Source organism: Paenibacillus sp. 598K (assembly GCF_003851045.1).
Taxonomy (GTDB): Bacteria; Bacillota; Bacilli; order Paenibacillales; family Paenibacillaceae; genus Paenibacillus_D.
This window is the reverse complement of the sequence record NZ_BFBX01000034.1, coordinates 38,345-51,230: the sequence shown is the minus strand read 5'-3', so window position 1 is coordinate 51,230 and position 12,886 is coordinate 38,345. Positions and strand designations below refer to the sequence as shown.

Annotated in this window: 13 protein-coding genes; 6 read left to right on the top strand and 7 right to left on the bottom strand. The window is 60.0% G+C overall.

Annotated features, from left to right (window positions below; translation table 11 throughout):
- The 3 genes from PA598K_RS36150 to PA598K_RS12440 form a co-directional block, all read left to right on the top strand.
- Positions 1 to 1,418: ABC transporter permease (locus tag PA598K_RS36150; protein WP_185601878.1), on the top strand; the 1,418-nt coding region annotated here is incomplete at its 5' end.
- Between the two features lie 22 nt (positions 1,419 to 1,440).
- Positions 1,441 to 2,058 (top strand): DedA family protein, encoded by a 618-nt coding sequence (locus PA598K_RS12445; RefSeq protein ID WP_128657279.1) that lies wholly within the window; start codon positions 1,441 to 1,443, stop codon positions 2,056 to 2,058.
- A 15-nt stretch (positions 2,059 to 2,073) separates the two neighbouring features.
- Positions 2,074 to 2,928 carry an undecaprenyl-diphosphate phosphatase gene (locus PA598K_RS12440; protein WP_128657278.1) on the top strand — a complete coding sequence of 285 codons (855 nt, stop codon included), beginning with the start codon at positions 2,074 to 2,076 and terminating at the stop codon, positions 2,926 to 2,928.
- A 16-nt stretch (positions 2,929 to 2,944) separates the two neighbouring features.
- Here the strand turns inward: PA598K_RS12440 and PA598K_RS12435 are convergent, their stop codons facing one another.
- Both PA598K_RS12435 and PA598K_RS12430 read right to left on the bottom strand, forming a co-directional pair.
- A complete protein-coding gene (locus PA598K_RS12435) occupies positions 2,945 to 3,703 on the bottom strand; it encodes a DUF3891 family protein (RefSeq protein ID WP_128657277.1) in 759 nt (252 codons plus the stop codon).
- Positions 3,704 to 3,788: 85 nt separating this feature from the next.
- On the bottom strand, positions 3,789 to 4,253 hold the full coding sequence (locus PA598K_RS12430) for a MarR family winged helix-turn-helix transcriptional regulator (RefSeq protein WP_128657276.1): 465 nt from the start codon (positions 4,251 to 4,253) through the stop codon (positions 3,789 to 3,791).
- A gap of 135 nt (positions 4,254 to 4,388) precedes the next feature.
- Here PA598K_RS12430 and PA598K_RS12425 point away from each other — a divergent pair, with 135 nt between their 5' ends.
- On the top strand, positions 4,389 to 5,846 hold the full coding sequence (locus PA598K_RS12425) for an MDR family MFS transporter (protein ID WP_128657275.1): 1,458 nt from the start codon (positions 4,389 to 4,391) through the stop codon (positions 5,844 to 5,846).
- A gap of 140 nt (positions 5,847 to 5,986) precedes the next feature.
- Here the strand turns inward: PA598K_RS12425 and PA598K_RS12420 are convergent, their stop codons facing one another.
- The 4 genes from PA598K_RS12420 to PA598K_RS12405 all read right to left on the bottom strand — a co-directional run bounded on the left by PA598K_RS12420 (position 5,987) and on the right by PA598K_RS12405 (position 11,451).
- The gene (locus tag PA598K_RS12420) at positions 5,987 to 7,960 is read right to left on the bottom strand and encodes a copper amine oxidase N-terminal domain-containing protein (RefSeq protein WP_128657274.1); all 1,974 of its coding nucleotides are present in this window, start codon (positions 7,958 to 7,960) and stop codon (positions 5,987 to 5,989) included.
- Positions 7,961 to 8,129: 169 nt separating this feature from the next.
- The gene (locus tag PA598K_RS12415; RefSeq protein WP_128657273.1) at positions 8,130 to 9,707 is read right to left on the bottom strand and encodes a family 10 glycosylhydrolase; all 1,578 of its coding nucleotides are present in this window, start codon (positions 9,705 to 9,707) and stop codon (positions 8,130 to 8,132) included.
- Positions 9,708 to 10,081: 374 nt separating this feature from the next.
- Entirely contained in the window at positions 10,082 to 11,014 is a 933-nt protein-coding gene (locus PA598K_RS12410) for a manganese-dependent inorganic pyrophosphatase (RefSeq protein ID WP_128657272.1), read from the bottom strand.
- 149 nt (positions 11,015 to 11,163) lie between these two features.
- Entirely contained in the window at positions 11,164 to 11,451 is a 288-nt protein-coding gene (locus PA598K_RS12405; RefSeq protein ID WP_128657271.1) for a DUF6509 family protein, read from the bottom strand.
- Positions 11,452 to 11,549: 98 nt separating this feature from the next.
- Here PA598K_RS12405 and PA598K_RS12400 point away from each other — a divergent pair, with 98 nt between their 5' ends.
- Complete coding sequence (locus tag PA598K_RS12400; RefSeq protein WP_128657270.1) at positions 11,550 to 11,867, top strand: hypothetical protein; 318 nt, start codon at positions 11,550 to 11,552, stop codon at positions 11,865 to 11,867.
- Complete coding sequence (locus PA598K_RS12395; protein ID WP_128657269.1) at positions 11,864 to 12,505, top strand: metal-dependent hydrolase; 642 nt, start codon at positions 11,864 to 11,866, stop codon at positions 12,503 to 12,505. Before PA598K_RS12400 ends, PA598K_RS12395 begins: the two co-directional genes overlap by 4 nt.
- 22 nt (positions 12,506 to 12,527) lie before the next feature.
- Here PA598K_RS12395 and PA598K_RS36145 read toward each other — a convergent pair.
- Positions 12,528 to 12,886: hypothetical protein (locus tag PA598K_RS36145; RefSeq protein WP_221414127.1), on the bottom strand; the 359-nt coding region annotated here is incomplete at its 5' end.

The following is a 12,886-nucleotide window of genomic DNA, read 5'->3' as shown; positions in this document are numbered from 1 at the left end:
ATCAGTTGCTGGCCGGACGCCGCAGCAAGACGGTGCCGCCCTACTCTCGCTGGCTCACCGTAGCGGCGCTGGCGCTGCTGGGCGCCGCCTATGCGCTGGCCGCGACGGCCGACGGTGCATCGATCTACTCGCGCGTCGCCCCGGTGACGGCGATGGCGATCTGCGGCACCTATCTGTTCTACACGCAAGCTAGCGCGGCATTGATCGCATCGCTCAAGCGGCGCAAGCCGCTCTTCTGGCGCGGTCGGCATATGATCGTCATCGCCGGCCTGGCCCATCGGCTGCAAGACCATGCGCGGATGTTTTTCCTCGTGACGATCCTCTCGGCGGTCATGCTCTGCTCGGTCGGCTTTTTTGCCTCCGTGACGACGATCCCCGAGGAGTTGACGGCCGACTATCCGGCGGCTGTCGCTTATGTGGCCAAGGTCGGTCACGACGGCGTGGCGGAGCTCGCCCGGATCGAGGCCGAGCTGGCGGCTCGCGGCATCGCGGCCGACCGGCTGTCGCTGCCGATCCAGTACGTCGAGACGAGCGCGGATCGCTCGGTGAGCCGGCCGCTGCCGCTGATCGGCTATCGCGATTATGCCGCAGCAATGCGGCTCAGCAGGGCGGATATTATCCATCCCCCGTTGACCGGTACGCAAGCGCTCGTCATGCTCGGATCGCAGCGCGACCGGACGCTGCTCGATGTCCGATCGCTGCATACGTACGCGCTACCAGATAGCTATACGCTGGCGGATCAGCCTCTCGTGCTGCAGGAGATCGGCTATACCGATACGGTCATCCTGCCCGACCATCTCGTGACCAATCGTGCAGAGCCGTCGATCGGCGAGTTCAGCGGACTGGTCGTGGCGGACGAGCTCATAGAGCGGCTCCGCGACGACAGCGCCCGCGAGCGCTATACCGGCTATTATGTGGCGGACCTTCGCCAGACTGCCGGGCTGGCTGCCGCCCTCGCCGATCACGGACTGGTGCGGCATGAGGAGGCTGCGCCCTATGCGCTGGCCGTGAGCGGCACGCTGCTCGAGGCGCGCAGCGGCTTGTACGGCACGATGCTGTTTATCGCGCTGCTTATGGGCGGAGTCGTGTTCCTGGCCGCCGGCAGCTTCCTGTACTTCCGACTGTACGCCGAGCTGGAGTACGACCGTCGCCAGTACGAGACGCTGCTTCGGCTCGGCATGACCGAGGGCGAGCTGCGACGCATCGTCACGCTTCAGATCGGCTGGCTGTTTTTTGTGCCGTTTGGCCTGGCGATTGTGCACAGCGGCTTTGCTTTCCTCGCGCTCCAGCAGATCTTTTACCTGTCGGTAGCCGACAGACTGATCGGCGTGCTCGCCGGCTTTATCGCGGCGCAGGTATTGTACTTCCTGTTTATCCGCAACCGCTATTGGCGACACTTGCGCCGAGCCTGGCATTAATTTACGCGAATCGAGGTGCGCTATGGAACAATGGATTACGCAATTTATGGAGCAATACGGCTACTGGGGCATCCTGCTGATGATCGCCGTCGAGAACCTGTTCCCGCCGATCCCCTCCGAGGTGATCCTCACCTTCGGCGGCTTCATGACGACGAACACCGGGATGACCGTGCCCGGGGTGATCGCCTTTGCTACGGCCGGCTCGGTCGGCGGCGCCGTCATCCTGTACGGCATCGGCCTGCTGATCGACGTCGAGCGACTCGAGCGGATCGTCGACCGCTACGGGCATATCCTGCGCATCAAGCGCGAGGACATCCGTCGGGCGGACGCCTGGTTCGACAACTACGGCTACTGGACGGTGCTGTTTTGCCGGATGGTGCCGCTCGTCCGCAGCCTCATCTCGATCCCTGCCGGGATGTCCAACATGCGGTTCGGACTGTTCCTGCTCTTCACGACGATCGGCACGCTCGCGTGGAATACGATCCTCGTCCTGATCGGCGCCGCCCTCGGCGACTCCTGGGAGCAAGTCCTGTACTATATGGACATCTACTCCAACATCGTTTATGCGGCGTTGGCAATCGGCGCGATCGCGATCGTGGTTCTCTACATCCGCAAGAGACGCAAATCCCAATCCTCCTAAGGAGCTAGTCATACGATGAATATTATCGAACTGCTGAAGGCGGTGCTGCTCGGGATGGTCGAAGGACTGACCGAGTTTGCGCCCGTCTCGTCTACGGGGCATATGATCCTGGTGGATGATATGTGGCTGCAATCGGAGCTGGTCTTGACGAAGTACGTCGCCAATACGTTTAAGGTGGTCATCCAACTGGCGTCGGTGCTCGCTGTCGTCATCGTCTTCCGCCAGCGGTTTATCGATCTGCTGGGGCTGGGGCGCTGGCTGGGCAGCCGTTCCGGCAGCGACCGCCCATCCGGCTCTCCTGGCGGGAGCCGGCTGCGACTGACCCACATTGTCGCAGGTCTGCTGCCGGCAACGGTGCTGGGGCTGTTGTTCGAGGATTATATCGATGAGTATCTGTTCTCTGCCCGGACCGTCATCATCGGTCTAGCAGCAGGCGCGCTACTCATGCTGTTCGCCGACCGCTACCGTCCGCGGGAGCCCAGAGCAATCAGCGTTGATCAGATCACCTATCGTCAGGCGATCCTGATCGGCCTCTTCCAGTGCATCGCGATGTGGCCCGGCTTCTCCCGCTCCGGCTCGACGATCTCGGGCGGCGTGCTGCTCGGCATGAGCCACCGGGCGGCGGCGGACTTCACCTTCATCATGGCGGTGCCGATCATGTTCGGAGCGAGCCTGCTGTCGCTGCTCAAAAACTGGCAGTACTTCACGATGGACTACATGCCCTTCTTTGCCGCAGGCTTCGTCAGCGCCTTCGTGTTCGCGCTGGTGTCGATCCGCTTCTTCCTGAAGCTGATCAACCGGATCAAGCTGGCGCCGTTCGCCTACTACCGTCTGGCGCTCGCCGCCGTAGCCGCGTTCATCCTCTGGTAGAGGCGTGAGCTTCCGCTCAAGGCGTCGCCAGAAAGGTAATCGTCTGCTCGGTGTACGGCGTCTGCTTGTAGGCCTCGCCGATGCCGAGCCGCTCCCGGTCCGCCTTGGCCACCCGCTTGCAGCGTAGCGTCGCACGGAAGCTCCGGGCAAACGGGCTTGGCGAGACGACAACCGAATCTGTGCCTTGCCAGCTGGCGCTGTACGTCAAGCCGCCAAGCATCCCTACCCGCTCGCGATACCATGGATGCTCCTGCGCTTTGGCGACGCCCGCCTCGTTGAAGCAAACATAGAGCGACAAGCCATCGCATAGCTGCAACAACTCGTAATGATGGGCAAGCAGCGCCTGATCGGGATGGCCGAGCCAGCGGAGAAGCCGCTCCTGACGCGCCAGCTCCGCCTCATGGAAGGCGCGCGTCCCCGGCTCCTCGCCTTTGCGGATCGGCTCGAAGGAGCTGTAATACATGCTGCACAGCACCGCAGCATACCCGCTCATCGCCTCCACCTCGTCGATCCCGGACGTATACATCAACAGCTTGGGCAGCATCGGATAATCCTGGAATGAGAACGGCAGCTCGTCGCGATCGTTCCAGACGGGGGTCTCGTCGAGCACGCGCCAGCCTCTGTCATGCTGGCGCACGGCGAGCAGCACCTCGTCGCGGCGCGCGGCGTCGCCGAACAGCGAGCTGCGGAACTGGCCAGCCAGCTCGCCGGCGAGCAACGCATGCTGGTGCTGCTCGGTCATGATGATCTCATCGCCCACGGTTCTAATAATCATCTGCTAGTCCTCCCTTAGCAATCGAGTCATGTATGCGCATCCAAATTATTGTTGATCCTCCCGGCTCGACGAGCAGCAGCTACAGCTAGCTCCGCGACTCGCCGCTTGCCTTGATAAGGATCGACTTGAACCGCCCCATATGATGCGAGAGCTGATACAGGTCGTCGTCCTCCAGTCCACCGAGCATATCCTTGAACCGCTGCGCCATCTGCTTCTGATAGTAGCGGCATAGCGCTTCGCCCGCCGGGGCGATCTCGACGAACACATTGCGTCGGTCTTGCTCGCAAGGCCGTCTCCTGATCAGCTCATGCTTCTCCAGCTTGTCGAGGAGCGGCGTCATATTGGAGCGTGTAATATTCATTCGGGCGGAGAGCTCGGAGACGATAGCGCTGCCCAGCTCATCGACCAGCATCAGCACGCGATAGCTCGCGGGCGGTATCCGCTTGGGCGCGAAGTCCGGCAGCACCATCTTGTCGAAAATCTGTCGCTGCAAGAGCGGGATGATGACTGTAAAATGCTCCGTCAGCTCATGCAATTTTTCGTCTCTCATTGCTTCTCCCGCCCTCCTACAGCTTTTAAATAAAGTTTAACATAGGTTTGACAAAATAGCTATTGATTCATAATAGTTATACATTTATAATTATTCACGGGGCAACTAAATAAAGCTTGGATAGGAGGAACACCTTTGAATACGACAACTGCGGGCGCCGCTCCGCAGACGCAGGACCTGGGCAACATCAAGCGGCTGCCGATCCTGATCTCGCTTATTATCGGCGCTTTTTTCTCGATTCTCAACGAAACCTTGCTCAACATCGCCTTTTTGCCGCTCACCGTCGAGCTGGGCGTCAGCTATCCGACGATCCAGTGGCTGTCGACCGGCTACTTGCTCGTCGTCGGTATCCTGGTGCCAGTCACGGCGCTATTAGTGCAATGGTTCACGACCCGACAGATGTTCCTCGGCGCGATGGTGCTGTTTGCTATCGGCACACTCGTATGCGCGCTGGCGCCGGGCTTCGAGATGCTGCTGATCGGTCGGCTCATCCAGGCGATGGGCACCGGTCTGATGCTGCCGGTCATGATGAACACGATCCTCGTCCTCTACCCGCCGGAGAAGCGCGGCGCTGCCATGGGCAGCATGGGTCTGGTCATCATGTTCGCGCCGGCGATTGGTCCGACGCTCTCCGGCCTTATCCTGGAGCATCTGGACTGGCGCTGGCTGTTCTATCTCGTCTTGCCGTTTGCGATCTTCTCGATCGTCTTCGCGGCGATCTACCTGAAGAACGTCTCTACGATCACCCGGCCCAAGGTCGATGTCCTCTCGATCATCCTGTCGACGATCGGCTTTGGCGGTATCGTCTTCGGCTTTAGCAGCGCCGGCAAGAGCGGCGAGTTCACCAGTCCCGAGGTGTATCTGTCGATGATCGCCGGAGCCATCGCGCTGACGCTATTCATCTGGCGCCAGCTGCGCTCGGAGACGCCGATGCTCGACTTCAGGGCGTTCCGCTTCCCGATGTTCGCCATCTCGACAGTGCTGCTCATCATCGCGATGATGAGCATGTTCGCGACGATGATGCTGCTGCCGATCTACCTTCAGGGCGCGCTCGTCCTGTCGACGTTCGCCGCCGGATTGCTCCTGCTGCCCGGCAGCGTACTCAACGGCTTCCTCGCGCCGATCACCGGCAAGCTGTTCGACAAGTTCGGACCGCGAGCGCTCGTCATCCCGGGCGCGCTGCTGCTGTTCGTCGTCACCTTCCTGTTCTCCCGCATCTCGCTGGAGACGACGCAGTCGACGCTCGTGCTCTATCACATCCTGCTGATGGTCGCGATCTCGATGATCATGATGCCGACGCAGACCAACGGGCTCAATCAGCTGCCGCGACGGTACTATCCGCATGGCACCGCGATCCTCAACACCTTGCAGCAGGTTGCCGGGGCGATCGGCGTGGCGCTGTTCATCAGCATCATGAACGCCGGTCAAGAGAGTTACCTCGCCGACCACGCGACGTCGCTGCCGGCTAATGCTGCCGCGCTGGCGCTCAATACCGGCGTCAAGCAAGCCTTTACCGTCGCCCTTGTATTCGCTGGCGCAGCGGTCGTCATCTCGCTGTTCATCAAGCGGACACAAGCGCCGGTCGAACCTTAAGGGCTGCCAGCTAAGCCTGTCGACGACGCAATCGTCGGCTCTCGTCGGAGTGTTACCCACCGAAGCTCCGCCACAAAACAAGAAGCCTTCCACCTCTAACGGGTTGGAAGGCTTCTTGCTGTACTCTCTACGAGATCGGCTTACGGACGCTCCGCCGGAATCGGCAGGAACACCATGTTGATCGGCAAGTTGCTGCCGGAGGCCAACGTGAAGAGGATCTCGACCTTCTCCTCCGTGTTGCCTGTGCGATGCAGGACGCCGACTTGATTGGAATCCTTAAGGATGCTATATTTGGTCACTTCGACCATCTCGCCGTTGACGATAAAGCCGCCGGTGTAATGGCCGCCTCGCGCATTAAGGCCGATCACCGTATTCGGCGCAACGCGCGGCAGCACCAGCTTGTAGATGACGCCGAAGTTGCCGATGTTGAGCATCAGGTTGCCCGTCATCGCGTCGATGCCGTACAGATAATTGTCAATCTTGCCGTCGCCGATGACGAGTCTGCTCTCATCCGCTCCGAGCAGCTGATTCAGCTCGATGACGCGGTCAGCCGCCGTAAAGGTGCCGCGAGTATGCTTGTTGTCCACAGGCAGGTTGCGCAGCATCGGCAGCGTCTGGATCGGGTCGTCCTTCTCCTCGACGACGACGACGCGATAGCGTACATTGGCCGTATGCGACACATCAAAGTAGGACGAGAAAACTTGAGCCGGCTTGATCGAGATGTCGCTCATCTCCGGCAGCACGACCTTGGTCTCGCCCGGAGCGAGCGTCAGCGAGCCGTAGCTGTTCGGATCGGCGAACGAATTCAGGTAGCGCAGCGTCGACATTTTGCCGGCATTGGTGGAGTACTGATGCGGTCCGCCCTTGCCGTAAGCTGTAATGTCGATGTCGACCTTGCTGGAATTATTGTTGGTCGCGAGCACATAGATCTTGAAGTTGCGCTGAGCGCCGTTGTCGTTGTAGATCAGGAACCGGGTATCGCCGCGCACCAGATCGTCATAGACGACGCCAGGCTCCGTGAGCGTCTCCGGCGAGTTGCTGCGGATCATCTGTGCCGGCTGGTCGATCGGCGTAAAGTCGAGCGAGCGGTAGTCGAGCACAGCAGATCCCGTCGTGTCGTACAAATCGCCAGGCTGGGTATAGATCCGGCCGAATTCCTCACGCGTATAGAGGACCTCATTGGTGACGGTAATGTACTTGGTAATCGAGTTGGTCAGACCCTCGCCGTCCTTTACTTCCAGCGTCACCGGATGGGTGCCTGCTTCGAAGAAGGCGTTTTTCTGATTCGTCCACTTGGCGTCGACGATGTCGTCGTTGTCATCCGTACTCGTGTCGGTGTAGTTGATCTTCTCGCCCATCCGGTACTCCGTCTTGTCGGTCGTAAAGTCCGCTACCGGCGGCTGGTTGGGCAGCTCGACCTTAATCGTCACCGAGTAAGGCTCCGTCCAGACGCCCTCCTCGTCCATCAGGGTGCGGGTAATCGTATATTCGCCTGGCGTCATGAAGACGTCCTCGCGCCCCTGCCACAGCTCGTCGATGAAGGTCAGTCCCTTCGGATGCGTCGCCTTGTCGATATAGCTGACTGTGGTCTCGCCAGCATAGATACGGCTCGGCTGCACCTCAAACTCGGCCGTAGCCTCCTCAGCGTCCTCCCACTTCAGCACCATATCGCCGCCGACCAGCGACAGCGTCGCGCCGGAGAGCTGCGACCAGGTACGGATCGGCACCATCAGCGAGCCGTTCAGGATATGGACCGGACCGCTGGAGGTCACCTCCTCGCCGTTCACCTTGATGACGGCGCTGCCGGGCACGAAGCGATATTCGATCTCGCCGTTTGTAGCGATCGACTCCTTGGTTTCGGGGATGTAGCTCGTTTTGTAGCCGAATACTTTGGCGAAGCCGGTGAGCGGCGCGAACGAAGCGCCATCCTTGAATATAATCGGCTGCGCCGCTTGCACCTGCTCGCCGTTATGGATCATAACCGCGCTGTTTTTTTGGAGCTGGAGCTGATGTGCTCCCGTCCCCTCGGCAGTTACCACAGCAGGAAACGCGGACAACGGAACAGCAAGCATGGACAAAGCCACAAACGATTTAAGTGATTTGAATGATTTCATACTTCGACTCCTTCGACTTGTATACTGGTTTCTCTAGTGCCTCTGAATAGCCACTCCATTAGACGCACAAAATCTGGTAAAGTTTCATTTTTGACAGAAAAATCTCAGACGGAAGACCGACTCCGTGCCTCTTCGGCATTTTGATAACACAGTCTGGAACTACTTCCTGTCAAGAGACACGATAATAGCTACGCAGCGCGTCGGCGATGCCGAGCGGATTTTTGCGCAGATCCTTGGCGCTGAAGAAGATCGAGCCCTTCACTTCAGCACGGGCTGCATTGTACTGCAACTGGTCGATAATCTGCTGCGCCGCATGCCACCCCGCCTCAGCGGTACCGAGCTTATAGGGCGAGTGGCCGATATAGAGATCGACGTCGCTGCCAGCGACCTCGCGCATCCACCAATCGACGAGGATATCGTAGCTCGCCGCCGGGAAGGCGATGCTCCAGTACAGCTGCGGGACGACATAATCGATCCAGCCCTCTCTGATCCACGTCCGTACATCCGCCGACATGCTGTCATAAGCGGTGACGCCTGCTCGCGTCGCCGAGCCGCTCGGATCGACGGACTGATTGCGCCAGACGCCAAACGGACTGATGCCGAACTCGACGGACGGCTTCGCCGCCTTGATCGCTTGGTCCAGCTCGCTGACGAACGTATTAATGTTATCTCGCCGCCACTCCGCCTTGTCGACCAGTTGTCCGGGGTTGTAGGCCAGGAAGCTCAGGTCATCGTTGAAGGCGCCGCTCGACGGGTAGAAATAATCGTCGAGATGGACGCTCTCGATGTCATAATTGGCGACAACCTCCATGATGGCATCGATGATATGCTGGCGCGCCTGCGGATTGCCTGGATCGATGTAATGCTTGTTGCCCGACTGGACGATCCAGTCCGGATGCTGACGGACGACGTGGTTCGGAGCGAGGCCCTCGGTCTTGCCGTCGACTGTCGCGCGGAACGGGTTGAACCAGGCATGGAATGCCATACCGCGCTTGTGCGCCTCCTCGATGGCGAAGGCCAGCGGATCGTAGCCCGGGTCCTGCCCTTGCTTGCCGGTCAGATACTTGGACCAGGGGACCAGCTTGGACGGATAGAGCGCATCGGCCGACGGCCGCACCTGCACGAAGACCGCATTCATCCCCATCGCCTGGAGCTCGTCGAGCAGCTTCACATATTCCGCCTGCTGCGCCTGAGGCTTGCCATAGCTGCCGGTGGAGGGCCAATCCAGATTGTAGACGGTCGACACCCATACGCCTCGCAGCTCGTCATTGCCGGGCTCGCTTGGCTGCGGCGCTGTCGACCCGCCGCTGAAGAGCAGCACCGAGCGCGTCTTCGGGTCCCACTCGACCGTTAACCCCAGTTGCTCACCGACGAATCGCAGCGGCACCGATACCCGGCCCTGTCTCAGCTCGACCGGCGCATCGAGACCGACGCTGGCGCCATTGACGCTAACGGTCCGGTCGCCGCTCTTCATGAGGATCTCGGTGCCGGACTGACGGATCGCGACGGTTTTGCTGGCGGGCTGCCAATCGACCGATGCGCCCAGCGATTCGCTAATGACGCGCAGCGGCACCATCGTAACATTTACTCGAGGGACTATGTATGGCGATACATCACTTGGCACGCGATTACCGTCCAGATAGATCTCAATGTCGGCTGCGGCTGTCAATGTCGGGCTTGCTTGAAGCGCCGGCAGGCAGAGCGCCACCGCCAATATCGCGATCAACCATTTTGTAGAGCCTTTCATTATATCCATCCTCCAATTGCACATCATTATTCGCTATACGAACGAGTCCAGACCGGCTTTCTCGACACATCGACATAGTATAGACGCAACTGACCGGCATTTGTTGCTTTTTCGACCCAAATTGTCACATTTTGTTCTCACTCGTCAGCATGTCCGCGATCGTCAAAAGCGACCAAGAAGGCGCTTCGAAGAGGCATCTGATGCGCGCCACAGCCAGGACTGGCCACGTGCTGCGCGAACCTTCTGACCACGCAAACAGGCCAGTCTGCCCGTCAAGGCAGCCTGGCCTGTTTGCTCCTATGCAAGCGCGGTCCGCGAACGCGCGTTGTGTTGCGTTGTGTTCACGGCGTACGCGTCGTGCCGCATGGTATCACTTACGCTTTGTTGAGCGTCTCCGTCAGCACCGGTACGATCTGCGATTTGCGGGAGACGACACCTTTGAGCAGGGCGGTGTTGTTCTCCAGCTTGACATTATACGCTTGCTCGACGGATGCGGCGGCGCGACCGAGCGAGAGCGCGACCGAGTCGTTGTTCAGGATGTCTGTCGTGACGAGCACGAACAGGTCCAGTCCCTTCTGCTCGATGATCGCCGCGATGGCGTCCTCCAGCTCGGACTGACGGGAGAGCACGTCGTTGACGTCGACCGCGTTTACTTGAGCGATCTCGACCTTGCTGCTGCCCATCTGGAATTCCTTGGCGTCGAGCGACAGCAGCTGGGCGATCGTCTTATCGCTCAGGTCGGCGCCCGCCTTGAGCATGTCCAGTCCGTATACAGCAGCTTCGACGCCAGCGATCTCGGCCAGTTCCTTCGCTGCAGCGATGTCCTGGTCCGTGCAGGTCGGCGACTTGAACAGCAGTGAGTCGGAGATGATCGCCGAGAGCATCAGACCGGCGATGTTCGGCTCGATGGCGATGCCGTTTTCCTTGTACATCTTGTTGAGGATCGTCGCCGTGCAGCCGACAGGCTCGGCACGGTAGTAGAGCGGATGGCTCGTCTCGAAGTTGGCGATCCGGTGATGGTCGATCACTTCGAGCACGCGCACGCTGTCGATGTCGCTGACGCTTTGTTGACGCTCGTTATGGTCGACGAGGATGACCGTGCCAACCTCGGCCGCAGCCGATTCGATAAGGCGCGGCGCTTCGGCCTGGAACTTGTCCAGCGCGAAGCGAGTCTCGCCGTTAATCTCGCCCAGACGTACTGCCTCTACAGTAAAGCCAAGCTTCGTCTTCAAATCTGCATAGGCAATGGCCGAGCAGATCGTGTCGGTATCCGGGTTTTTGTGTCCAAAGATCAATGATTTTTCCATACGTAAAAAAGCTCCTTCTCCCATAAGATTCGGCCCTTCCTTGCGAGGCGCGCAGGGCCTGTTAGAGATGTCCAACCTCGATTATAACGCTAAATACAACATATTCCTATGCCTTTAATCAAGAATTCAAAAAAAATATGAATCTCCCGTCATTCCGGCAGGCAATGCGCCTCGCAATAGGCGGCTACCTCGGCCAGTTCCTCTTCTTCCAGCTCGAAATCGAGATATGCGCCGCTCCCGGCCTCGAGCAGCTCGTACTGGACGATGCCCGAGCGTTCAGCCGCTTTCCGATAGATGACGCGAATCTTCACCCCTGCCTCCCGGTACAGCTCGTCATCCTCGGGGATATCAACCGTGAGCAGCGCCTCGTAACGCTCGCCCTCAAGGATCCCGAACGGGTCCTTGACGTATTCAATCTCATGTCCTGTAATGTCCATCGATCTTGCTCCTTCGCTGACAGTTGATCGGCGAGCCTCTGGCGGGCCGCGCCGAATGATGCTATGATCCTATAGGCTACTATAAAGGAGAATCCGCAATGAATCAAAGAGAAAACGAAGCTTTCATCATCGCGCGCTTCCGCGACGACGAACAGACGATGATCGCCGTCTTTGCCCAATGGTGCGTCAACAAGGGGCTTGACCCGCTGAACGTATATCGTCAGGCTTATCCGGGGCAGCCAGACAGTCCCGCGTTGCTGGACGCGATCCGGCAGACTGTCGTCCCGGAGGAGGCGCGGGACATCACTGACGACCTGCTATTCACCGTGCTGGGCCTGTTCGGCAACGACGATCTCTCCGGGCATTGCGCCGATCTGGTCGCCGCGCTCCCGAATCGCGGATCGGAGCAGCGATGAAGGGCCGCACTCACCTGACCATTGGCACGGTCGTCGGCCTCGCCGGCGTCGCCTACTACGGTGCATACGAGCCGCAGTCGGCGGCATGGATGCTGTCCGTCGCCGCCTTCTCCTCGCTGAGCGCCGATCTGGACGCGCCCAGCCTGCTGACGCGCAAGCTGACCGCCGCCTCTAAGTTCATGCGCGGACTCGTCGTCTGGGCCGGCGCGGCGAGCAGCGTCGTCGCCTTGAGCGCTTACGCTCTCGACCGACTCATCTACCCCGAGCTGATCGTCGCCGCGCTCGCCCTGATGCTGCTCGGGCTGATCGCCAGGCAAGGCGTCATCCGCAACGCGATGGTGAGCGCGATCGGCGCAGGGATGATCTATTACGGCCTGCAGGACGAGCTGTCGTGGCTGATCGGACTCGGTCTGTACATCGCGATAGCCCCCTGGCTAAAGCACAGGGGGCTGACGCATACGATATGGGCAACGGCGGCCTGGGGCTGGATCGGCTGGCAGCTGGAGCAGACGCTCCAACTTCCAGGACTCGCCCTCGTCGCGACGGCCGCTTATGCGTCGCACTTGCTCGCCGATACGCTGACCCCTCAGGGCGTGCGTTGGCTCTATCCGCTCTGGGACAAGTCCTGGAAGCTGTAGAGACTGTCAGGCGGCCGCAGCCTCAATCGGGTACGTACCGGATGTTCCGAACGGTATAGCGGCTGCCGTCATACCCGTAATCGAGCACGAAGCGGCCGAAAAACTCATTGATGCCGACGCCGGCGACCAGCTCTGCCGACAGTCCATGCTCCCCTACAGTATAATAGACATGGCTGCCGAACAGCAGCTCCTCGTTAGGCGCGTGAAGCTCATAGTCGAGCACGCGTTCGCCGGCCTCGCCATTCAGCGTCCAGCCAATGAATGTGCGCCCCTCCCGAGTCGACACCTCGCTCTGGATCGCGGCGCGCATCGCCTCTAGCGGATCGTCGATCGGCAGTTCGGCCATCGTCGCCGGATCGATCACATGTGCCTCCTCGACGC